The sequence below is a fragment of the Kitasatospora sp. NPDC059747 genome, assembly GCF_042732955.1.
Classification (GTDB): domain Bacteria; phylum Actinomycetota; class Actinomycetes; order Streptomycetales; family Streptomycetaceae; genus Kitasatospora.
Genome location: NZ_JBHWGV010000002.1, coordinates 50,518 through 71,411, shown reverse-complemented (window position 1 = coordinate 71,411; position 20,894 = coordinate 50,518). Strand labels below are relative to the sequence as shown.

At 73.9% G+C, this 20,894-nt stretch carries 23 protein-coding genes and 1 pseudogene; 12 read left to right on the top strand and 12 right to left on the bottom strand.

Annotation, left to right across the window (positions count from 1 at the left end; all coding sequences use genetic code 11):
• Positions 1 to 107: 107 nt before the first annotated feature.
• The gene (locus ACFV4G_RS01445; protein ID WP_380435373.1) at positions 108 to 989 is read right to left on the bottom strand and encodes a geranyl diphosphate 2-C-methyltransferase; all 882 of its coding nucleotides are present in this window, start codon (positions 987 to 989) and stop codon (positions 108 to 110) included.
• 121 nt (positions 990 to 1,110) lie between these two features.
• Entirely contained in the window at positions 1,111 to 2,394 is a 1,284-nt protein-coding gene (locus ACFV4G_RS01440; protein ID WP_380435372.1) for a family 2 encapsulin nanocompartment cargo protein terpene cyclase, read from the bottom strand.
• Positions 2,395 to 2,875: 481 nt separating this feature from the next.
• Here ACFV4G_RS01440 and ACFV4G_RS01435 point away from each other — a divergent pair, with 481 nt between their 5' ends.
• Both ACFV4G_RS01435 and ACFV4G_RS01430 read left to right on the top strand, forming a co-directional pair.
• Positions 2,876 to 3,571, top strand: coding sequence for a hypothetical protein (locus ACFV4G_RS01435; RefSeq protein ID WP_380435371.1), 696 nt, complete (start codon positions 2,876 to 2,878; stop codon positions 3,569 to 3,571).
• A gap of 125 nt (positions 3,572 to 3,696) precedes the next feature.
• On the top strand, positions 3,697 to 4,017 hold the full coding sequence (locus ACFV4G_RS01430; RefSeq protein ID WP_380435370.1) for a hypothetical protein: 321 nt from the start codon (positions 3,697 to 3,699) through the stop codon (positions 4,015 to 4,017).
• 43 nt (positions 4,018 to 4,060) lie between these two features.
• Here ACFV4G_RS01430 and ACFV4G_RS01425 read toward each other — a convergent pair whose 3' ends face one another.
• From ACFV4G_RS01425 to ACFV4G_RS01415, 3 genes are all read right to left on the bottom strand, one after another.
• Positions 4,061 to 5,575: a carboxylesterase/lipase family protein gene (locus ACFV4G_RS01425; protein WP_380435369.1), complete on the bottom strand. Its 1,515-nt coding sequence runs from the start codon at positions 5,573 to 5,575 to the stop codon at positions 4,061 to 4,063.
• Between the two features lie 112 nt (positions 5,576 to 5,687).
• Positions 5,688 to 6,047, bottom strand: coding sequence for a hypothetical protein (locus ACFV4G_RS01420; protein ID WP_380435368.1), 360 nt, complete (start codon positions 6,045 to 6,047; stop codon positions 5,688 to 5,690).
• 127 nt (positions 6,048 to 6,174) lie between these two features.
• Positions 6,175 to 6,624 carry an Lrp/AsnC family transcriptional regulator gene (locus ACFV4G_RS01415; RefSeq protein WP_380435367.1) on the bottom strand — a complete coding sequence of 150 codons (450 nt, stop codon included), beginning with the start codon at positions 6,622 to 6,624 and terminating at the stop codon, positions 6,175 to 6,177.
• 122 nt (positions 6,625 to 6,746) lie between these two features.
• On the opposite strand from ACFV4G_RS01415, the gene ACFV4G_RS01410 reads away from it, so the two are divergent.
• A complete protein-coding gene (locus ACFV4G_RS01410) occupies positions 6,747 to 7,544 on the top strand; it encodes a hypothetical protein (protein WP_380435366.1) in 798 nt (265 codons plus the stop codon).
• A 148-nt stretch (positions 7,545 to 7,692) separates the two neighbouring features.
• Complete coding sequence (locus tag ACFV4G_RS01405) at positions 7,693 to 8,184, top strand: flavodoxin family protein (RefSeq protein WP_380435365.1); 492 nt, start codon at positions 7,693 to 7,695, stop codon at positions 8,182 to 8,184.
• Here ACFV4G_RS01405 and ACFV4G_RS01400 read toward each other — a convergent pair.
• Positions 8,154 to 8,897, bottom strand: a complete 744-nt coding sequence (locus ACFV4G_RS01400; RefSeq protein WP_380435364.1) for a DUF4241 domain-containing protein — start codon at positions 8,895 to 8,897, stop codon at positions 8,154 to 8,156. The two genes, ACFV4G_RS01405 and ACFV4G_RS01400, sit on opposite strands and share 31 nt — an antisense overlap.
• A 92-nt stretch (positions 8,898 to 8,989) precedes the next feature.
• Here ACFV4G_RS01400 and ACFV4G_RS01395 point away from each other — a divergent pair, with 92 nt between their 5' ends.
• Positions 8,990 to 10,105, top strand: coding sequence for an ABC transporter substrate-binding protein (locus ACFV4G_RS01395; protein ID WP_380435363.1), 1,116 nt, complete (start codon positions 8,990 to 8,992; stop codon positions 10,103 to 10,105).
• A 165-nt stretch (positions 10,106 to 10,270) separates the two neighbouring features.
• Here ACFV4G_RS01395 and ACFV4G_RS01390 read toward each other — a convergent pair whose 3' ends face one another.
• Entirely contained in the window at positions 10,271 to 10,870 is a 600-nt protein-coding gene (locus ACFV4G_RS01390) for an HD domain-containing protein (RefSeq protein WP_380435362.1), read from the bottom strand.
• Between the two features lie 21 nt (positions 10,871 to 10,891).
• Complete coding sequence (locus ACFV4G_RS01385; protein ID WP_380435361.1) at positions 10,892 to 12,298, bottom strand: MFS transporter; 1,407 nt, start codon at positions 12,296 to 12,298, stop codon at positions 10,892 to 10,894.
• 107 nt (positions 12,299 to 12,405) lie between these two features.
• On the opposite strand from ACFV4G_RS01385, the gene ACFV4G_RS01380 reads away from it, so the two are divergent.
• Positions 12,406 to 12,990, top strand: a complete 585-nt coding sequence (locus tag ACFV4G_RS01380; protein ID WP_380435360.1) for a helix-turn-helix domain-containing protein — start codon at positions 12,406 to 12,408, stop codon at positions 12,988 to 12,990.
• Positions 12,991 to 13,006: 16 nt separating this feature from the next.
• Here ACFV4G_RS01380 and ACFV4G_RS01375 read toward each other — a convergent pair whose 3' ends face one another.
• Both ACFV4G_RS01375 and ACFV4G_RS01370 read right to left on the bottom strand, forming a co-directional pair.
• Entirely contained in the window at positions 13,007 to 14,362 is a 1,356-nt protein-coding gene (locus tag ACFV4G_RS01375; RefSeq protein ID WP_380435359.1) for an NB-ARC domain-containing protein, read from the bottom strand.
• A gap of 179 nt (positions 14,363 to 14,541) precedes the next feature.
• Positions 14,542 to 15,141 (bottom strand): TetR/AcrR family transcriptional regulator, encoded by a 600-nt coding sequence (locus ACFV4G_RS01370; RefSeq protein ID WP_380435358.1) that lies wholly within the window; start codon positions 15,139 to 15,141, stop codon positions 14,542 to 14,544.
• Positions 15,142 to 15,275: 134 nt separating this feature from the next.
• Between ACFV4G_RS01370 and ACFV4G_RS01365 the strand changes: the two genes are divergently transcribed.
• The gene (locus tag ACFV4G_RS01365; RefSeq protein ID WP_380435357.1) at positions 15,276 to 15,422 is read left to right on the top strand and encodes a hypothetical protein; all 147 of its coding nucleotides are present in this window, start codon (positions 15,276 to 15,278) and stop codon (positions 15,420 to 15,422) included.
• On the opposite strand, the gene ACFV4G_RS01360 is transcribed toward ACFV4G_RS01365, so the two are convergent.
• A complete protein-coding gene (locus tag ACFV4G_RS01360; RefSeq protein ID WP_380435449.1) occupies positions 15,409 to 16,278 on the bottom strand; it encodes a phosphotransferase family protein in 870 nt (289 codons plus the stop codon). The genes ACFV4G_RS01365 and ACFV4G_RS01360 overlap by 14 nt on opposite strands.
• A 284-nt stretch (positions 16,279 to 16,562) precedes the next feature.
• On the opposite strand from ACFV4G_RS01360, the gene ACFV4G_RS01355 reads away from it, so the two are divergent.
• The gene (locus ACFV4G_RS01355) at positions 16,563 to 16,904 is read left to right on the top strand and encodes a hypothetical protein (RefSeq protein WP_380435356.1); all 342 of its coding nucleotides are present in this window, start codon (positions 16,563 to 16,565) and stop codon (positions 16,902 to 16,904) included.
• 19 nt (positions 16,905 to 16,923) lie between these two features.
• Here the strand turns inward: ACFV4G_RS01355 and ACFV4G_RS01350 are convergent, their stop codons facing one another.
• Positions 16,924 to 18,321, bottom strand: a complete 1,398-nt coding sequence (locus ACFV4G_RS01350) for a HEAT repeat domain-containing protein (RefSeq protein WP_380435355.1) — start codon at positions 18,319 to 18,321, stop codon at positions 16,924 to 16,926.
• Positions 18,322 to 18,484: 163 nt separating this feature from the next.
• On the opposite strand from ACFV4G_RS01350, the gene ACFV4G_RS01345 reads away from it, so the two are divergent.
• From ACFV4G_RS01345 to ACFV4G_RS01330, 4 genes and pseudogenes are all read left to right on the top strand, one after another.
• On the top strand, positions 18,485 to 19,375 hold the full coding sequence (locus tag ACFV4G_RS01345; protein ID WP_380435354.1) for an SDR family NAD(P)-dependent oxidoreductase: 891 nt from the start codon (positions 18,485 to 18,487) through the stop codon (positions 19,373 to 19,375).
• 44 nt (positions 19,376 to 19,419) lie between these two features.
• On the top strand, positions 19,420 to 20,037 hold the full coding sequence (locus tag ACFV4G_RS01340) for a TetR/AcrR family transcriptional regulator (RefSeq protein ID WP_380435353.1): 618 nt from the start codon (positions 19,420 to 19,422) through the stop codon (positions 20,035 to 20,037).
• A 135-nt stretch (positions 20,038 to 20,172) separates the two neighbouring features.
• Positions 20,173 to 20,640, top strand: coding sequence for a GreA/GreB family elongation factor (locus tag ACFV4G_RS01335; RefSeq protein WP_380435352.1), 468 nt, complete (start codon positions 20,173 to 20,175; stop codon positions 20,638 to 20,640).
• A gap of 34 nt (positions 20,641 to 20,674) precedes the next feature.
• A pseudogene (locus ACFV4G_RS01330) lies at positions 20,675 to 20,894 on the top strand (hypothetical protein); the annotation flags it as partial.

The window sequence follows — 20,894 nt, the reverse complement described above, 5'->3', positions numbered from 1 at the left end:
ACTGTTTTCCCCCCCGGCGTCCAACCCTCCCCCCCCCCCCCCCCCAACACGGGGGCGGCCGCCCCGGGGGGGGGGGGGGGCCCGTCGGCGGCGTCGGTGGCGGGTGGTCAGACCCGGTCGGCGGCGATCAGGACGTACTGGAACGAGCCGTCCTTGTAGGAGTTGATGAACGCCTCCTCGATGCCCGTGACGAGCGAGGTGGTGGCGCGCAGCTCCCAGTACGGCAGGGTGTCCGGGGTCAGGTCGATGACGGCCTGGGGCACGAGACGGTTGTCCGCCATGGCGCGCAGGTACTCGCGGCGGGAGTGGATGTTGCACTCGAAGTGCGCGTTGATCTGCGAGACGTACTTGGACGGCTGGCCGTAACGCGGGTTCCAGCAGCCGGTGATGGTGACGTACCGGCCGCCGACCGACAGGACGCGGGAGTGCTCGGCGAACAGGTCGTGCAGGTCGACGTACATGCTCGACTCGTTGTTCCACGAGCCCGCGACCGACCCGGTCTCGAACGGCATGTCGAGCATGTTGTGGACGTGCGAGCGGACGAAGTCGCCGATGCCCAGCTCACGGGCGCGGTTGTTGCCGAACTCGGCCTGCTGGGTGGAGAGCGTCAGGCCCTGGACCTTGCAGCCGAAGCGCTGGTGGGCCATCACCATGGAGCCGCCGCGCCCGCAGCCGGCGTCGACGAGCGTGTGGTCCGCGGTGATCGCGCCGAGGTTGTCGAGCAGCACGTCGGTCTGGGCGGACTCCAGGCGGTGGAGCTCGGTGATGACCTTCTTCTCGCGCTCGCTGTCCTCGGGGTCGCCGATGGCGGCCTCGTCGATCGCGCCGATGCCGTAGTGGTGGTGGTAGAGACCGTCGACGTCACCCAGGCGAAGGTTCACGGGCCGGGCCTCATGGTCCCAGTAGCGCGCGATGTCGCCCTGGTAGGGAGTCGCCGGGCCGGGGATCGCGGCGCCGGTCTGGGTGGCGAGGTCGTCGGTGAGGGACATGCGTCGAAGCTCCTTGCATGACAGGTGAAAAGAGGTGATCAGATGTGTTCGGAAAGTGGTCTTGGACGGTCACCGGGGACGGGGACGGAAGCCGGGACCGGGTACGGGGGAACGTCGGGCGTCACCAGAAGTCCGGCAGCGTGTACCGGAAGGTGTTCGTCTGGTGCCAGTAGTGGTTGCCGTCGAGCCACGCCGCCACGCCGCGCAGGAACCGCAGCAGGGTCGGGACGGGGCAGCTCGCCGCGAGCGCGGCCGCCTCCGCCTCGAAGGCGTGCATGAGCTCGTTGTGGACCTCGACGGCCTTGAGGTAGCCCTCGCGCTCGGACAGCTCCTCGCGCTCGGCGAGCACCACCGGCAGGTTCAGGTGCCGGCCGGGGCTGGCGAGCTCCTTGGTGTACGAGTACAGGTCGTTGACGATCGTGGTGGCGTTGCCGGCGAGGGCGATCACGCGCTGCATCGCGGGGAGCGCGTGCAGGTCGGACGGCAGCTCGTAGGCGCCGACCGAGTCGGTGAGCGTCGGGCAGGGACGGAAGTTGTTGAACTGGCGCATCGCCAGGTACTCCCACACCTCCGGCACGTGGCCCGTCTCGGCCCACGACGCCTCGGCGAGGTACCCGAGGTGCAGGCGCGCCATGTCGTGCCGGAAGCGGTCCGACTGCGAGGGCGTGGCGGCGGCGACGAAGTAGTCCATCGCCGACTTGTACGCCCGGCGCGGCGCGTCCGAGGACAGCGACTGCTCCCACGGCCCGTGGTACTCGGCCGTGGTGTGCAGCGCGTCGAGCGCGGTGTGCGCCAACAGCAGGCGGCCGCCGAGGCCGACGGGCGAACCGCCGTGGTCCTCGCAGTAGATGTCGTCCACGGCGTTCTCGGCGACCATCAGCCGGGCCGCGAGCATCAGGTGGTCCACGCTGGGCGCGTCCGGGTGGCAGGCGACCATGTAGCGGCCGGTGGAGAAGCCGTCGAACTGGTCCTCCCACTCCGCCGGGTAGAGCTCGATCTCGTCGATCGCCCAGGCCTTGATCCTGAGGCTCAGCTCCTCGACCCGGACGGGATCGGGCTCGACGATCGGGTGGTGGTACAGGCCCGGGATCGGATCGCCCACCTTCGGCTTGCCGCCCCCGGCCGGGGCCTCGGCCGCCTGGGCGAGCGTGCTCGGGGACGGCGCGCCCGCGGGGTCGAGCAGCGGGACGTCCAGGACCGGCACGCCGGGGACCGGGGCGGACGGGATCGCGGCGGCCGGAGCGGGGGCGGACGGCGCCTCGACGACCGGGAGTTCGGCGACCGGGGGCTCGATGATCGGGGCCTCGACGGCCGGGCGGGTCGGATAGAGGCTCGCCGTCCCGAGGCCGGTCGGGCCGCGCAGGATCCGGTCGATGGCGGATTCGGTCGTGGCCGCGGCGCTCATGGTCGCACCACCGCGAGGGTGGCGCCGGTCCGGCGCCGCTGCGCCGGCGGTGACTCCGGTGTGGTGCCCAGGGGCATGGAGGGGCCTCCCGCTGAGAAGGGTTGCGAAGGACGTGACGGGCCGTCATCTCGCCCGGGGAGAGAGGGAACAGGCCACTCCGGACGGATCCATCCGGAGCCCGCCCTCTCGCTCGCCCCCAACCGTAGGCGGACGGGCAGGTTCAACAACGCTTCGGACGATCTTCTACACCCGAATAGGTGAACGTTCGTGTCTACGACGTTTGAAAACCCCCTCTCCCGGGCTATCGGGTCCGCGCGCCCCGCGCTCACACCGCCCCCACGCCGAGCGACCCCCACGCCGCGGTCCTCCCGGTACGAAATATCCCCTCGTGCGGGTGGTGTTCGGCGTATCGCTCCGGGCGCACCCGGGCCCGCGCCTCTATAAAGGGCCGGTCACGTTGATCAACTGATGGGCCCTCACCATGCTGCAAGCCGCTCTGCGGGTGCTCGCCGCCCTGTCCCTCGCCTCCGCCGTCTCCACCGTCGCGGTTGCCCCGGCCGCCGCTGCGCCGGCCGTACGCGCCCCGCGTGCGGCCGCCGACGACTTGACACTCCCCTGCGGGCCCGTCCGCGACTACCGCGCCTCGGACTGGTGGCAGACGACGACCGAGCCGCAGATCGCCCAGCCGGTCGCGACCGCTGCGACCAACGAGCGCTGGCAGTGGCGCAACGACGTCAACACGCTCTGGCGCGGCGACACCCGCGAGAACGTGGACGACATCTTCCGCACCGGCTTCACCCCGCGCGGCGAGCAGGTCACCCCGCTCGCCGAGTACATCGTCAAGGGCGGCGGCCAGAGCAGCGCCCACCTCAGCACCAGTTGCGAGCTGTGGGTGGCCCAGAAGTTCGCCACCTACGGAACCGCCAAGACCGGCTGGGTCTACGAGATCTACGCCCCGGGCGGCATCGACGTCAACGCCACCGCCCGCGTCGACAACTACCAGTCCCCCTACCTCTGGAACCGGGAGATCGACTTCCCCGGCGGGGTCGACGGCCGCTACCTCAAGAGCGCCTGCAAGTACCACCTGACGTACACCGACCCGAACACGAAGATCAGCACCTTCGAGAACCTCGGCTGCAAGTCCAACACCGGCTTCGCGCCCTACCCCACTCCCTGACGGACCGCGCGGAGCGGTGGTCCGGGAGACCTCCGACCACCGCTCCGCGATCAGGGCCGCTCCCCCTCCGTTCCGCCGCCCGAATCCGTTCCCCTCGCCGTCGCCACTACCGGCACACTCGCCTGATGCACCTTCCCCCGCTGCTGGCCGCCATCGAGCGCGGCGACGACGACGCGGCGTTCGACCCCCTGAGCGACGTCCCGCTGGACGAGATGGCCGGCGACGACGCCGTGGACCTGCTGGCCGCTGCCGCGCACGCCGGACGGCACGAGGTGGTCCGGTGGCTCGTCGAGGACGGCGTCGACGTGGCCCTGCGCGGCGACGAACGCGGCCTGCCCGTGCTCGACGGCATCCGCCGCGGCATCAAGAACCACTGGAGCCCGGGCGCGGGGCGGCTCGCCGACATCGACTCCATGCTGCGCGCCCGCGCCCGGTCTGCCGGTTGAGCGCGCAGTGCTCCCTCGAAGGGCGCGCTCCCCGGCGGGGAGGCTAGCCGAGGAGCGGGAGGGCGGCGAAGGTGTGGTCCTGCCAGATCCGGCGGGACGTCTCCTCCGGGTACGGGACGACAGCCGGGGTCGTGTCGAACTGCCGGATGAGGCGCTGCTCGGCGTCGTAGGGCGGCCAGCCCGGGTCTCCGTGCGTGGCGAAGGACGTCCACGCGGCACGCAGTCCGGCCGACACGGCCTCCGCCTCCGGGGGCGCGGTCTCGCCGAGCAGGAGGGCCGGCTGGCCGCGGTCGAGGTTGCCGAAGACCAGTGGCACGTCCAGGCCGTGGCACGCCCCGAGGATGCCGCCCATGCCCGGGGCGGGCCAGGTCAGCTCGTAGACGTGGGCCGAGCCGCCGGCGGCGGTCCGGGCTTCGGCGAGGCGGAGGCTCGGCATGCGGAACAGCCAGTCGGACAGCACCAGTTCGTGCAGTTCGTCCGGGCCGGCCGCCGGGAATCCGTCCCGGTAGCGCCGGGCGGCGTCCGGGCCCGGGCCGAAGGTCTCCAGCGCAGCGGCGGCCTGTTCGGGCGTCACCTGGCCGAGGAGGCCGTCGAGCGCGCTGAGCAGCCGCTGCTCGTTGCGCGTGTGGCCGACGAGGAGTCCGACGTCCGTGCGGGCACCGGCGGCCAGGGCCTGCCAGGGGGTCGTGGGCAGGGAGTCGCCGTCGACGACCGGCGAGTACGGGACCGACCGGTGTGCGATCGGGCCCCAGCGGTCCGCCCGTCGGGCCATCGCCGAACCGACCGCGTCACCGGCGGCGGCCAGTTCGGCGGGCGCCACCTCCGCGAGGTCGGCCGCCGTGGGCCGCAGCCCCAGCTCGGCCGCGCAGACGGTCGCGATGTCGGCGGCGAGCTCGGGCGTGAAGAACGTGCCCTGGGCGCTCTGGGCGACGGCCCGCCGGAAGAGCCCGGCCGCGCGCGGCATCGCGAGCAGGGCCGCCACCGAACCGCCCCCGGCGGACTGGCCGAAGACCGTCACGCGATCCGGATCTCCCCCGAAGGCCCGGATGTTGTCCTGCACCCACGCCAGCGCGGCGATCTGGTCGAGCAGCCCCCGGTTGTCGGGCGCCCATTCGAAGTGCCCGAACCCTTCCAGCCCCACCCGGTAGTTGAGCGTCACCACGACGACCCCGCCCTCGCGCGCGAGGCGTCCGCCGTCGTACTCGGGGAGCGCGGCCGTACCGACCGTGTAGCCGCCGCCCTGGATCCACACCATCACCGGCAGCCCGGCACCCGGACCGGGCTCGGGCGTCCAGACGTTCAGCGTCAGCCAGTCATCGCCGGGCTTGTCGCGCGACAGCGCGCCCATGCCCAGCGCACCGCCCTGCGGCGGAGGCGGGCCGAACGCCGTCGCGTCCCGCACTCCGCTCCACCGCCCGACGGGCGCCGGCGCACCGAAGCGGCGGACACCGACGGGCGGCTCGGCGAACGGAATGCCGCGGAAGACCGCCACCCCGCCCTCCCGGGCACCCCGCACCGCCCCGGCCGGCGCATCGATGACGGGCGCACCTGCGGTCATGGCGACTCCTCCGGTGGACGGCTCGGCACTCCCCCGGAGCATCTCGCCCTCGCGGGCCGCCCGCCAGTCAATTTCGCGTTCGCCGCCTGCATTCGCCGCCTACATTCGCCGCCTACAGGAGGAGCCGGCGCACACCGCGGCGGTGGCGGACGGGCGGGATGTCCGCGCCGTCGACGTCGTGGCCCGCGCGGTGGAGCCCTCGGATCCGCTGGGCGTCCGATCGGCCCTGACGGCGGGCGCGGGCCTCGGCGGTGGCGATCCAGGTCGGGAACGAGCCCGTCCGGTAGTCGAGCGCGAGGTACTCCCAGGTGGCGATCCGGCGACGCGTCGTCGTCGGGGCAGGCCGGCGGCCTTCGCGGGCAGCGGCGGCCAGTTCGGCGTTCGGGTAGCGCAGGTCGCGCAGGGACAAGGACTCCGACGGGCCCTCGCGGACGCGGCGGTGCCAGGGAGCCGTACGGGCTGTGCGGGACATCGAGAGCCTCCGTAAGGCCCTCCGGACTCTCCGGAGGTACCTACGGCGGGTGGGTCGTGGTCAGCGCTCTCATCGGTGGGGACGATAGCCGCGTGGGCGCGCGGGCCGCCGAATTTCGGGGAGCGGGTCAGGTCTCCAGGGCGCGGTCCTGCCCCAGCGGCACCTCGTGCAGGACGAGCCGGCTGCGGAGCTCCCGCACGCCCAGGTCGGCCTTGAGCCGGTCGATGACGGCCTCGAACTCGCGGGCGTCCGTCACCGCCATGCGCAGCTGGAAGTCGTAGTCCCCGGTGAGGCGCATCGCGCCGATCACCTGTGGCACGCCGGCGAGTTGCTCCTCGAAGCCCCGGCGGTCGACGCCCTCGCCGAGGCGGATGTCGCTGATCATCTGCATGCCGCGCCCGAACGCCTCCAGGTTCAGCTCGGCGCGGTAGCCCCGGATGACGCCCTCCGCCTGGAGCCGCCGGACGCGGTCGGCGACGGTGTTCGCCGAGAGCCGGACCTGGCGGCCGAGCTCCTGGTAGGTCGCGCGGCCGTCCTGGAGGAGGAGGGCGAGGAGCTGGCGGTCGATGCGGTCCATGGTGGCCATGCTACAAAAACTCGGCGAGATGGCGATCCTGCCGAGTTTCCCGCACCACAAGAGGGCATCTCTGCCTCGATGTCCGACACAAAATCGGACCAATCGGCGCAAGGATCGCAGTCATGGAAACGCTGCTGCTGCGGGCCGCTCTCGCCCCGTCTCTCGTCCTGCTCGCCTCGGTCGTCGCGCGGCGGCTGGGCCCGCGCCGCGGCGGGCAACTGCTCGGCGCGCCGACGAGCACCGGCCCGTTCCTGACCCTGACCTGGCTCGCCGCCGGCCCCGCCAAGGTGGCGGAGGCCGCGCACGGCACCGTCACGGGGACGCTGGTGGTGGCGTGCTTCAGCCTCGCCTACGCGCGCTTCGCCCCGGCCCGCCGCCCGGCCTGGACGCTCGTGCTCGCGCTGCTGTGCGCGGCGACGGCCGGGCTGGTCGGGACGCTGTGCGGGACCGTCTGGCTCACGGCCGGCCTCGCGCTGGCGGTGATCGTCACCGGGCTCCTGACCTGGCCGGAGGCCGACCCGGCCGGAGGGCGAACGAGCCCGGCTCGGGCCTGGGAGATCCCGGTCCGGATGCTGCTGTCCGGCGTGACGGTGGCGGGCGCCCTCGCCGCCGGGGCGGCGCTGGGCCCGTTCGTGGGCGGGGTCCTGTCGTCGGTGCCGGTGCTGCTGTCGGTGATGGGGACATCGGTGCACCGCACAGCCGGCGCAGCCGCCGCCGTCGACATGATGCGCGGCGCCCTCACCTCCGCCGCGGGCACGCTCGCCTTCCTGCTGGTCCTCTGCACAGCCCCCACTCGGCTCGACCCGGTGACCGCCTTCGTCCTCGCCCTCGTCGCCTTGGCGGCAGCCGACTCGCTCCTGCGACTCGGCATCACCAGGGCCGCCCGGCGCTCCCGGGAACTTCCCGGCCTGCTCACCTGATCCAGGCCTCTTCGACCGACGGTTCGAGGTTCCTCCCCCGACGATGTCACGTCCTTCGGCGCTGTCCGGTCTACCCGTTGGGTGTGGCCGTTGCGCGACGCGGCGGCCGCAGCCGGACGGAACTCCGGTAGTGGAAGGGGACTCACCAATGAGGGCCATCATCGTGTGCACGTCCGTGTCCCACGGGAACACCCAGCGGGTCGCCGACGTCATGGGGCAGGTTCTGGCGGCCCCGGTCGTCGCGCCCGAGGACGTGGCGGCGGCCGACCTCTCCGCCTACGACCTCGTGGGCTTCGGGTCGGGGATCTTCTCGGGGCGGTACCACCCGCGGCTGCGCCGGTTCGTCGAGGCGCTGCCCGAGGGCGGGCGGGCGCAGGCGTTCGTGTTCGCCACCAGTGGGCTTCCCGAGCCGGGGTTCGGGCCCTTCACCCGGCCCCTCGTGCGGCGGCTCGCGCGGAAGGGCTTCGCGGTGTCCGACACCTTCTCGTGCCGCGGCTTCGACACCTGGCTCCCCTTCAAGCTCGTCGGCGGCATCGGCAAGGCCCGCCCGGACGCGGGCGACCTCGCCGCGGGGCAGGCCTTCGCCGATGGCCTGCGCGCCCGGCCCGCTCAGAACGGGGCTTCGCGGGAGAACAGGTGATACCCGGAGGCCACCGCGACCGAGACGACGGCACCGGACTCCGCGCGCCCCAGCCACACCACGTCGTCTCCTTCGGCACTGAAGGTCACGAGGTCGGCCCCGCGTTCCTCGTCCTTCACGAGCTCGAAGGCACCGCCGAAGAGGTTCTCCGTCCGCCGGGGCTGCCGGACGCCGGGCCGGGCGTCCCGCCAGAACTCCAGGAACGGAGCCGTCAGCGCCGGCCAGGCCACGGCGTCGCCGAAGCTGCCCGTGTTCGTCTCGGTCCGGAAGCCGATCCGCCGGCCCCCGGGGCGGATCCGCTCGATGTCGTCGCCGACTCCGAGCCCCATCTCCCAACGGGCCACGGGCGCTTCGGCGACCAGGAGGCGGACGGCGGCGACCTGCCGACCGTCGTGGCGCTCGCCCATGAAGTCGTACGGCGCCTCCGTCCAGGCCGCTTCCACCCGGTGGGTGCCGGGCGGGATCCGCTCCGCGAGCTCCCGGCCTGGCCGGGCGCGCAGGTCGGACTCGTCCTCGTCCGGCCACGGCGCGTCGACGACGAGGCGGCCGCTGGGTATGCGGATCGTGGTCACCTCCCGTACCTCGACGACGCGGACGGGCGTCGACGGGTCGTCGTAACGCGTGCCGAGCGTGACCCCTGGTGTGAAGGCCGTGTCCAGGTACCAGCTCTCTTCGGGCTCGGCCGCCACCCGGGCGTCTGCTGCAAGATCCATGCCGTGCACGCTATTCGATCGCACCGACACTCCCCATCGCCGCCTGGAAAGATCGCTTGCGCGGCCACGGCGCCACGGGGAGACTCCCACGCATGACTACGCCGCCATCGTCACCCACGCCTCTGCACACTGACGGGTCGTCGTCCATCCGCATCGGTGCCCTCGCCCCGCTGACGAGGCCCGGCTGGGTCGAGGCGGGCCGGCACCTGATCGCCGGGCTGGAACTGGCCGTTCGCGAGGTCAATGACGCCGGCGGGATCGACGGCCGGCCGCTCGAACTGCTGGTCCGGGACACCGCCGCCGATCCGCAGCGAGCGGAGGCGGTGGTGGACGAGCTGGCGGGTCTGGGTGTGGTGGCGCTGGCCGGGGAGTACCACAGCATCGTCGCCCGCGCCGCCGCCACCAGGGCCGACGCCCTCGGGCTGCCGTACCTCTGCTCGTCGGCCGTCCTCGACGCGCTCACCGAGAAGCCGACGGAACGGGTCGCCCGGATCTGCCCGGCGCAGTCCCACAGTTGGCGGGTCTACGCGGACTTCCTCCTCGGCGCGGGCCACCGCCGGATCGCCGTGGCGATCCAGCCGAGTGTGTACTGGGCGTCCGGGACCCGCATCCTGCGGGAGTACCTCGCTCCGCGCGGCGGCACCGTCGTCGAACTCGGCATGGGCGAGCTGTCCCCCGACGCCGTGTGCGACCGACTCGCCCACGACGGCGCGACGGCGCTCCTCCTGCTGACCGGCGCCCCGGAGCCGGCCGTGTCGGTCGTCAAGGCCGTACGCGGCGACCAGCGCCTCGCCGAGGTCCTCATCGGTGCTCCGGCGGGGCAGCCGGAGTTCGCCGAGTGGGCGGCGCTGCTGGGCGACGACGGCGCGGCCGTCCCGTTCCTGCGCTACCTACCGGAGCGTCTCGGCCCGCTCGGCGCACGGGTCGGGACGGCCCTGCGTGAACAGCTCGGCCAGGAGCCGTCCTTCGTCGCGTTCGAGGGCCACGACACGATCACCGTGCTCGCCGACGTCCTGCGGTCGCACGGCACAGATCCGACGCGCATCACCGAAGCCTGGCCGAGCGTCGACGTCGAGGGCACCCGCGGGCGGATCCGCTTCTCCCGCACCCCGGGCGTCAGCGTCCGGCAGTGGGCCTGGCCCCCGGTCCAGGTCGTCGACCGGGACCCGGCGGACGCCGGGCGCTTCCGGGTTCTCCACTCCGGCTGAAGGGGCGCCGCCCACACGGTGGCTACCAGTCGGCCGGGAAAAGTAGCCATGGACATAGTGGCCATCGCCCCACGGACACGGCCCACGGGGTGATGGCCGCCGGCCGCGTCCTCGCCCTGGTCCTCCGGCGCGCCGACGCCGAACTCGCGGCGCTGTCCGCCTGAGCTACCCCTCCGGTGCGTCCAGGTACGCGAACTCGCGGGTCCAGGCGGCGTACCACGCGTGGAACCACGGGTGCGCCCGGGCCAGCGGGACGATGGTGGTCAGCGTCTCCCGGTAGTACGTGCGGCGCTTCTCCGGGCGCGGGTGGGTGTCCAGGCGCTGCACGTTGCTCAGGCGGTCGGCGAGCTTCACCACCAGCGCGTCCTCGGGCGCGTGCCGCAGCCGGTCCAGGTACGCCGCCCGGGCCTCCGCCTTCGACCGGCCCTCGGCCGGCTCGTCCTTCGTCACCCACCCGACCAGTTCCGCGACCCGCGGCCCGAACCGCTCGCGCACCTCGGCCGCCGTACATCCGGTGTCCTCGACGACGTCGTGCAGGACCGCCGCCCGCAGCACGTCCACGTCGGTCACCCCGACGCCCTCGACCAGGACGCGCACGGCCTCCAACAGGTGCTCCAGGTACGGCTCCCCGGCCGGGCGCCGCTGCTCCCCGTGCCACCGCACCGCGAACTCGACCGCCTCGTCCAGTTCGGCGAGCCCGGCCGCCAGCTCCCGGACCTCGGGCCATCCGCCCGCCGCCTCGAACGTCCGCAACGCCGTGCCCATCACGTCCCCCTCGCCTCGCGCTCAGCTTCCGAGGATCCTACGACGCTCCTCGGAGCGCGGTGCCCTGGCCGTGAGGAGCAGCAGGAGTCCGCAGCCGGCCACCAGGATCCAGCCCGGACGTGAGGCGTGCGCGAGCTCCGCCGGGCCGGCGTGCGCCACGAGGGCGCCGGCGAGCGCGATGCCGAGCGCGGAGCCGACCTGGCGTGCGGTGGACGTGATCGCGCCGGCCACCCCGGCCCGCGCGGGCGGCAGTCCGCCGACCGCCGTGTTGGTGATCGGCGCGTTGGCGAAGCCGAAGCCGACGCCGATGAGCAGGTAGGCGCCCAGCAGCAGGGCCACGCTCGTGTTCCGGTCGAGCCCGACCAGGCAGAGGCCGCCGGCCAGGATGAAGGCACCGGCCACGGTCAGGGGCACCCGCGGTCCGCGGCGGCCGACCAGTCGGCCGGACCAGGGCGCGCACACCGTCGCGCCGACCGCCATCGGCAGGGTCGCCGCCCCGGCGGCCAGGGGCGAGAATCCCCGGGCGTGCTGCAGGTACAGGGTGTTGAGCAGCAGGGTGACGTTCAGGGCGACGAAGACGGCCACCGCGCCCAGCACGGCACCGCTGAACACCGGACTGCGGAAGAGCCGCAGATCCATCAGCGGTTCGGGTCGACGGGACTCGACCCGCACGAAGGCGGCCGTCGCGCCGGCCGCCAGCACGTAGACGGCCAGCGCGGCCGGTGAGGTCCAGCCGATGCGCGGGCCCTCGATCAGGACGCCGACGCCGGCCGCGATGACGACGGCCAGCAGCGCCTGCCCCGGGAGGTCGAGCCGCCGCGCCCGCGCTCCCCGGGACTCGGGCACGAACACCGCGCTGAGCACGAGGGCGATCACCACGACCGGGGCATTGATCCAGAACAGCGACCGCCAGCCCAGCCCGGCCAGGAGCGCGCCGCCGGTGACCGGGCCCACGGCCGTGCTCAGTCCGAAGACCGACGCCCAGACGCCGATCGCCCGCGCCCGCTCGCGCGGGTCCGGCATCGCGTTCACCACGATCGCGAGCGCCACCGGGCTGAGCATCGAGGCGCCGACGCCCTGCACGGCGCGGGCGGCCACGAGCCAGCCCACCGACGGCGCCGCCGCGCAGGCCAGCGAGGCCGCGCCGAACACCGCCAGCCCGGTCCGGAACACCCGCCGGCGTCCGAAGCGGTCCGCCAGCGCACCGGAGGAGATCAGCAGGCCGGCCAGGACGACCGTGTAGGCGTCCACCGTCCACTCCAGGCTGCGGACGCCGACCCCCAGGCCGCGTCCGATGGCGGGCAGGCCCACGTTGACGACGGTGGTGTCCAGGCCCACCAGGAACATGCTCAGGCAGCAGACCGCCAGCACCGTCCAGCGGTTGCGCGCGCCCAGGACGGGCTCGGGGTGGGTGATCGTCGCGGTCATGGTCCGCCTCTCGGGTCCGGGAGTACCAACCCGGCCAGGCTCGGCCGGGCCGACCGCCACCGACCAGCTTTTTTGCGAAGACCGCAAAAGAGTGGAGACTGGACGGCGTGGACGAAGAGTTGGAGCAGATCCTCGACGCCATCGGTCCGCGGCTGCGCACGCTGCGCCGCGACAGGGGCCTCACGCTGGAGGCGCTCGCCGCCACGACCGGGCTCTCGGTGAGCACGCTGTCCCGCCTCGAATCGGGTCTGCGGCGCCCGACCCTGGACCTGCTCATCCCCCTCGCACGCGCGCACCGCGTCCCGCTCGACCAGCTCGTGGCCGCACCGGCCACCGGCGACCCCCGGGTGCACCTCACACCGCTGCGCAAGGACGACGGCAGCGTCCTCGTGCCGCTGACCCAGTACCCGGGCCGGGTCCAGGTGTTCAAGCACGTCCTCGCACCCCGCGAGCCGAAGCTCGTCACCCACGAGGGCTACGAGTGGCTGTACGTCCTCGCGGGCGAGCTGCGCCTCGTCCTCGGTGACCGCGAACACACGCTCCGGCCGGGCGAGGTGGCCGAGTTCGACACCGCGGAACCGCATTGGTTCGGTCCGACGGGGGCCGGCGCCGTGGAGATCCTGCACCTGTTCGGACCGCGCGGCGACCAGGCCGTCGTCCGCACGAGCCCTGGGCGACCGGCGACGCCCTGACGGGACGGCGTCGGGGTCAGACGGCGACCACGCCCGTGCTGTAGTGGTGCACGAACACCCGCTCCACGGCACGGCGGACGCAGCTGGCCGGTTCGTCGATGCCGATCCGCTCCCGGGCGTACGCGTGGACCAGGTTGGGCAGGTGGTAGCCCGCCGCGCCCTCCTCGACCAGGTGGGAGCGGACGAGGGCCGTGAGGAGTGCCCGCGTCTCGGTGTCGGGGCGGCCGGCGAGGACGGCGGCGGTCCGCGCGGTGAACGGACGCCGCGGGTGCAGGGCCAGGAGCCTGAGCAGACGGCGTGATTCGCCGGGCAGCTTGGCGTCGGTGGCGGCGAGGGCGGCTCGCACGCCGCCTTCGAGGGCCAGGGCGGTGAGGGGCTCGGGCGAGTAGTCGGCGAGTTCCCAGTCGGGGTGCTCGCGCAGGTGGCGGCCGATCACGGACAGCGCCAGGGGATGGCGGCCCAGGAGTTCGGCCATTCGCCCGGCCGTCTGCTCGTCCTCCTCGATCCGGCCCGCTCCCGCGGTCGCGCGCAGGACCGCCAGCGCCTCCTTCGGTTCCAGCGCCGGGACGGACATGCGCCGCACGCCGTCCAGTTCGGCCAGGCGGGTGCGGGACGTGACGAGGGTGGTACCCGGCGGCCCGGCGGGCAGGAGGGGCCGCACCTGGTCCGCGTCTGCGGCGTCGTCCAGGACCACCAACGGCGCCGACGCGCCGAGCAGTTGGCGGTAGAGGCGGACGCGGGCGTCCAGTCCGTACGGAATCCGCTCGCCCGCGACGCCGAGGATCCGGAGGAAGGATTCGAGGACCGCCCGGGGATCGGCGGGCGGCGCGCCGCCGACGGCGGATCCCCTCAGGTCGGCGAAGAGCACCGGTCCGGCCGTCCGGATGTGGCGGGCAAGGTCGACGGCGAGGCTGGTCTTGCCGATTCCGGCCTGCCCTTCCAGGACGAGCGCACCGTCGTCGAGCACGTGTGACGCCCGCTCCACGAGTCCCTCCCGGACGACGTGCCCGGCAGGCAGGTCCGGAAGGCGGCCCGCCGCGGCGACCCGGCCGGCCGCCTCGGCCTCACCGAGGACCGTGCGCAGGGCCTGCCGCCAGGCGGAGACCGCGGCGGCGTCGCCGTCGACCAGGGCGTGCACGACGGCGAGCAGCAGGTCCGCGTTGGGACGGCGGCGGCCGAACCGGAAGCAGTTGCCGACGGTCGACCGCGCCGGCCACTCGCCGCAGGGCCGGCCGGCCCGCTGCCAGGCGAGATGCACGCGCCGGGTGATCTGCGTGATGGACGGGTTCCCGGCCCGGGCCTTCAACTTCCTGAGCTCCGCGACGAAGTCGTCCATCGTGCGGACCTCGCCCGGCTCCCATTCCCGCAGCACCGACGCCCTCCCCCGCTGACACCCGCCGAACCGATCCCGGAACGCACGTTCCAAGTTAGCGGCGGCCGGTGTCGCCCTGTCAAGCCGACCCTGTCGGAGCGTGCAGGCAACTGCGCTTCTCGGAAGGGGACATGAGCAGGCATCAAGGACCGCGTCGGCACGTTCACCCGCCGGACGTGCTACCCCCCGGCACGGCCCCCGAGCGTCGTGAGCGTCGCGGCCACCGTCGCCCCGAGCGACTCCGCGTCCGCGCCGGCCCGGGACCGCAGGTTCACCCCGTACGCGAGCAGCACCAGCAGATCCGCGGAGGCCGCCGGATCGACACCGGGTGCGAGCTCGCCCGCCTCCCGCGCGTCCAGCAGCGCCCCGTGGAACGCCTCCCGCAGCTGCCCGTGGTGCAGGTCCAAGATTTCCCGGACGTCCGGATCGCCGTTCTCCGTCCCGGCGTGCGCGTTCACGACCATGCAGCCCCGCCGGGCGTGCTCGCCCGAACACCGCGTGGCGATCAGCCGGGTGAAGTAGTCGGCGACCGCCGCCAGCCCGCGCCCGTCCTCGGCCAGCCGGTCGATCATCGGCAGGGAGCGCCGCACCCGGTAGTGCCGCAGGGCCGCCAGGTAGAGCTCGCGCTTGCCCCCGAACGTGGCGTACAGGCTCGACCGGCTGAGCCCGGTCGCGGTCACGATGTCCTGGATCCCGGTCGCGGCCAGGCCCCGCTCCCAGAACAGCCGCTCGACGGTCGCCAGCGCCGCGTCCGGATCGAAGTGCTTGATGTCCGGCACGTCGCCACCTCGCTCACCTGGAATGCGGGTTCCAAGATAACCGCCGCCGGCATCCGCGCGAAGAGCCCGTGCTCCCGCATCCAGGATCGTCCACGATCCCCTACGGCCCGGCCCGCCGAACCCATCCTGGGCGCATGCAGCGAATCCCCTCCCTCTGGCCGGCCGCCTACGGAACCGGCCGTTCGCCCCTGCGGCGCCTGCCCGCAAGGCTCCTCGTCCGCGCCGCCGCGTTCATCCGCCGACTGGCGCTGGCCGACCACCGGCCGTTCACCACTCTGTGAGCGTCCGCACCAGGTTGTGCTCGGCGATCGCCGCCATGGCCTCCCGCGCGGGGAAGTCCCCGTCGAGCAGGCGCAACGGCCCGGCCGTCAGGGAGAGGCGCTGCGCCAAGGCGTAGAGGGCCAGCCGGTCTTCGTCCAGCCCCGGTGCCGCCAGCGGGCCGTAGGCGTCGTGCAGGCGGATCCGCAGGAAGACGTGCTCCCACTCGACGTCGAAGTACATCGCGCCCTCGATGTCGATCAGCACGGGCTGCCCGGCCGCGTCCACCAGCACGTGGTCGGGCCCCAGTTCACCGTGCACGACCGCGTACTCCGCGCGCGGACGCACCGCCGCCGCCAGGCTCAGCAAACGCTCGTCCAGCCGGCCGGCGGCCTCCGCGATCCGGGGATCCCGCGACGCCGCCTCGGCGAGGTCCCGCCGCGCCCTCTCCAGCACGACGGCCTCGCACGACGAACCTCGCGACGTCCCTCCGCCGTCGACGACGGCCACCTTGCCGTACGCGGCCGCGCGGTGACGTCCCATCTCCTCCAGCGCCTCCCCGAGCCGGGCCATGACCGGTGCGGCGGCGCGCGGGTCGCGCGCGAGCAGCGCCTCCAGGCTCTCGCCGCCGAGGTCCTCGACGATCGCCAGGTCGGCCGGGGAGTGAACGCGGTCGCGGTCGACGAACCGGACGGCCGGCACGCGGACGCCGAGGCCCTCCAGCCGCGCGTGCGCCGCCTCGAACAGGCCGAGCCCCAGGCCGGGCGAGAACGGGTCGGTGAGGTCGTCGTCGCCCTCGGCGGCGGGCCAGTAGTTCTCGTCGGCCTCCCACACGTAGGCGATCGCCATCGAATCGTCGTCCATGAACAGGCGGTACACGCCCTTCTTGCTGCCGCCCGCGACCCGCTCGACCGCCGCCAACCGCCGCCCGCCGCCCAGCGCGGCCCGCGCCGCACCGGCCAACCGCTCACGCGCCCCTGCCTTGGGTGTCACGTCCGACCCCGCCCCTCCATCAAAACGAAGGTACGCACCCTACGGGAGCCGGGCGCGGCGCGGCGTCGGCCAGGCGGCTGCTCGTGCGACGCCCCCGGATCGGCTTGCCCCGGAGCCGGCCTGGTGGCAGTGTCCGTTCCCGTTCGGCGAGGAGACGGAGGGACGGCGACATGACGGAGCCGGGTGCCGGGGCCGGCCTTCCGGCTGCACTGGTGGCGCTGTGGCGCGTGGCCGACGGCCTCATGACGGACAGCGGGGTGACCGTGTACTCGGCCGGGTGCGTCGGCGAGCGCAACGCCACGTACGAAGTCGCCCGGTACGCGCCGGGGTTCGTCCTGATCGGCGACGACAGCGGCGGCCGCGGCTTCCTCGTGCGCGCCGGCGATCCGGCCTCCGCCGTGTTCTCGTCGGACCTCGGCGATCTCGGTCCCGAGGACTTCGAGGTCGAGTCCCCGGACTTCACGTCCTGGATCGAGTCGCTCCGCCCGGACGGGTCCGGCCCTTCCCGCTGACGGCCCTTCCCACTGACGGTCAGCCCTCCTCGCTCCGGTTGCGCGTCCGGTAGCGCCAGAGGGCGTCCGGCCTGTGATCGTGCTCGACGTACGGGCCGGGGCCGACGCGTTCGTACGCCTCCTCCGTGCGCGGGTGGTCGCGGACGGCGAGGCCGTAGGCGGCCTCCAGGCGCAGGTCCCGGTCCTCCTCGTCCAGCAGTGCGAGGAGGGCGTCCATGACGGCGGGTGCACAGTCCTCGGATCCGGCGAGGGACGCGGCGGCGCGGTTGCGGACGACGACGTCGGCGTCCTGGAGGAGCGCGAGCAGGACGTCGCGGAAGGCGGGGGCGAGTTCACGCCCGTGGGAGTTGAGCTTCCAGGCGACGCCGGCCCGGACCGTGAAGACGGGGTCGCGCGACAGGGCCACCAGGGCGGCGGTGGTGGCCGCGCCGAGCGGCGCCTCCCACGGGAGCAGGCAGCTCACCACCTCGTACCGCACGCCCGGGTGCGGGTGCGCGACGTAGCGGAGCCCGACGGACCGCACGTCGGGGTGGTCCTTCTCCGCGATGACCTCCAGGATCCGGCAGAGCACCTCACCGTCCGGCTCGTCGAGTGCCCAGGCGACCAGGAAGTCGGCGTCCGGGGTGACGTCCGGGCGCTCCCCGAAGACCAGCGAGGTCTCCCGGCTTCCCAACACGTCGGCGAGGAAGCGGCGGTGGACGGGATCGGGGTGGTGGCGCAGGGCCGCGAGCTCGGACCACGCCTGCGGGCTCCTCCGCCCGCCGAGGGTGAAGCTCGCGGCCGACCAGTTCGCGTGCAGTTCGGCCGGGTACGCGACGGCGCGCGCGACCAGCTCGGCCGCCGGCGTCAGGATGCCCAACGCCCGCTCCAGTCCGGTGAGTACGCCGCTGTGGCCCTCGCGGACGGTGAGCCCGCCGAGCGAGACCTCGTCGAGGTCGACGAACTGCTCCGTGACCGTCCGCCGGACGGCCGGGCCCCGGGCACCCGTGCGGCGGCGCAGCGTCTCGACCGCTCCCACCGTGCACCAGTTCCGCGCGAGGCCGAGGAGCCGCTCCTGCTCGGCCGGGGCGATCCGGATCGCCGGGTCCTTGCCGGTCAGGGTGCCGACCATGGCCGGGGAGCCGGAGTCGACGGCGCGGAGGAGCGGGGTCGTGCCGTCGGGAAGGACGCGGTCGGGGTCGGCGCCGTAGTCGACCAGCCACCTGGCGCTCTCGCTGTCGTGGCCGGCGACGGCGGTACAGAGCAGCGGGAGGCCGTCAGGGCCGGGCGCATCCGGTTCGGCGCCGACCCGCACGCAGGACCACACCTCTTCGGCGTCCTCGGCCAGGACCGCTGCCACGAGCCGGTCGTGCAGGTCTGCGGTCCCCACCACCTCGGCGATCGGCCGGAGTTGCCGAGCACTGCGCTTCTCGTCCACAACCGCGCAGACTACGCGGCCGCCCCGGCAGCGGCAGCCCGATTTCCCGCCGGTTGCGCACTGAAGCCGAGAAGCGGATAGGCAATCCACTTGTGCTACCGTCGGGCCCACGAAACGGATGGACTATCCACATGGCCATCCGAACAGCTCACGGAGGGGCACCATGAGGAAGACGGCGGTCGTCACGGCCGGAACGGGCGGGATCGGCCTGGAGACGGCACTCGGCCTGGCCTCGGCCGGCTACGCGGTCACCGTGGTCGGGCGCAGCGCCGACCGCGGGGTCCGGGCGGTCGAGCGGATCGACGCGACGGGCCCGGCGCACCCCGCCCGCTTCATCGCCGCCGACCTCGCCTCGCTCGCCCAGGTGCGGGCGCTCGCCGAGCGGATCGCCGCCGACCACGCCGCCTCGGGCGAGCCGCTCGCCGTACTGGTCAACAACATCGGGGCGATGTTCCCCGAACGCCGCCTCCTGGACGGCGTCGAGGCGTCCTTCGTCGTCAACCACCTCTCGCCGTACCTGCTGACGGAGCTCCTCCTGCCCACGCTCACGGCCGGCGCGCCGAGCCGGATCGTCAACGTGACGTCGGCCGCGGTCGGGGTCGCCAAGCGCACGTTCGAGGCCGCCGAACCGCCGGGCGGGTACTACGGGTTCCACTGGTACGGCCGGGCCAAGCTCGCCAACCTCGCGTACACGCTCGACCTGGCCGCGCGGCTGGACGGCACGGGCGTGTCCGTCCTCGCCGCCGACCCCGGGGGCGCGGCGACGGACATGACGGACGGCACGCTCACCGATCCGCGGATCGTCTCGCCCGCGCTCCGGCTGCTCTGGCCGCTGGTGCGGCGGAAGTTCGAGCGCTCGACGTCCGGGCCCGCGTCCGCCGCCGCGCGACCGTCGATCGTCGCCGCCACGGCTGAAGGACCGGCCGGCCGGACCGGGGTCGTCATCGGTGCCGGCGGCCGTCCGGTGACAGCCTTCCGCGCCGCGACCGACCCGCGCGTCGCGGCCGCCGTGCGCCGGCTCAGTGAGCTGCACGCCCCGCTCGAGCAGCCCTGACCACCCGGGGCATTCCGGATCACCCATCCGGTTAGGATGGCCGGATGCCGACCCCGCGCCCAACTCCGACGACGCCGCCGCCGCTGCGCAAGGACGCCGCCCGCAACTGGGAGCAGATCGTCGCCGTCGCCCGCGGCCTCGTCGACCGGGGCGAGCCGCTCCACCTCAACGACATCGCGCGCAGGGCCGGGCTCGGCGTCGGCACCGTCTACCGGCACTTCGCCACCCCCGAGGCGCTGCTGGAGACCGTCGCCGCGCCGTGCTTGGAGGGCCTGGTCGCCCACGGCGAGCAGGCCCTTGCGGCTGCGGACACGGACGCGGACGCCTGGTCGGCACTGGAAGGCTTCCTGTACCGCACCGTCGAGGCCCAGGTCACCGACGCCTCCCTCACCCCGGTCACCGCCGCCGCGACGGACGCCCTGCCGCGCACGACCGAGCTCAAGGCGGCGCTGTTCGCGGCCGGCACCGCGCTCCTGCACCGCGCCCACGAGGCCGGGGTCGTCCGCCGCGACGTGACCGCCGCCGACCTCGTTCCGCTCATGTGCGGCGTCGCCCACGCGGTCGACGTCCACCACACGACCGCCCCCGCCTCCGCACGCTCCAACCGCCTCGGCACCGCCCACCGTTACCTCGCCGCGCTCCTCGGCGGCCTGCACGCGTAACCACAGCGCCAACCACACCGCGCGGCGGAACGCAAGCGGAGTTGCCCCCGTCGGTGCCCGATGAGCTAATGGAAGCGTGCGCGTACGTCCCGTCCCGTCCGACCAGCACCCACCCAGCACCCACGGGAGCACGTCATGACCGACGGACCCGAGCCCATCAGCGCCGACGCCCTCCGCGCCCTCCACCGCGAACTCACCGAGCTGCGCGTCACCCGGGACGCCGTCGCCGGGACCCTCCGGGAGGGCGAGCCGACCGGGGACCGCGCCGACGAGGCCGACGAACTGCAGCGGGCCGACGACGTCACCCGCATCGACCGCCGGATAGCCGAGATCGAGGCCCGCATCCGCGAGGCCGCCGTGGCCGGCCCGCCGTCCACCGACGCCGTCGGGGTCGGCAGCACGGTGACCGTGCGGTTCTCGGACGGCGAGGAGGCGACCTTCCACCTCGGCGAACTGGCCGAGGACCTGGACGAGGCCCTGATCACCGCCGACAGCCCGCTCGGCCGCGCCCTCCTCGGCTGCCACGCCGGCGAGACCGTCACCTACGACACCCCCGACGGCACGACCCGCACGAAGCTCCTCTCCCTCGGCCCCCGCGCCTGAACGCCCCGCCGTCCGCAACGGAAGGTTCCCCTGCATGAGCGTCACGACCCGGTACCGGAACGCCTGGGAGGGCTTCTGGCAGGAGGCACCCGACGAGCCGGGCGGCGTCATCTGGGACGCGGACGCCTCCCGCACGGCCGCCCGCCACGTCGCGCTGTTCGAACCGCACGTCCCGGCCGCCCCCGGGCCGCCCCGCGCCTCCCCCGCCGGGCCCCGCAGCCCCCACCCCGACCCCCCCCCCCCCCGACCCCCCC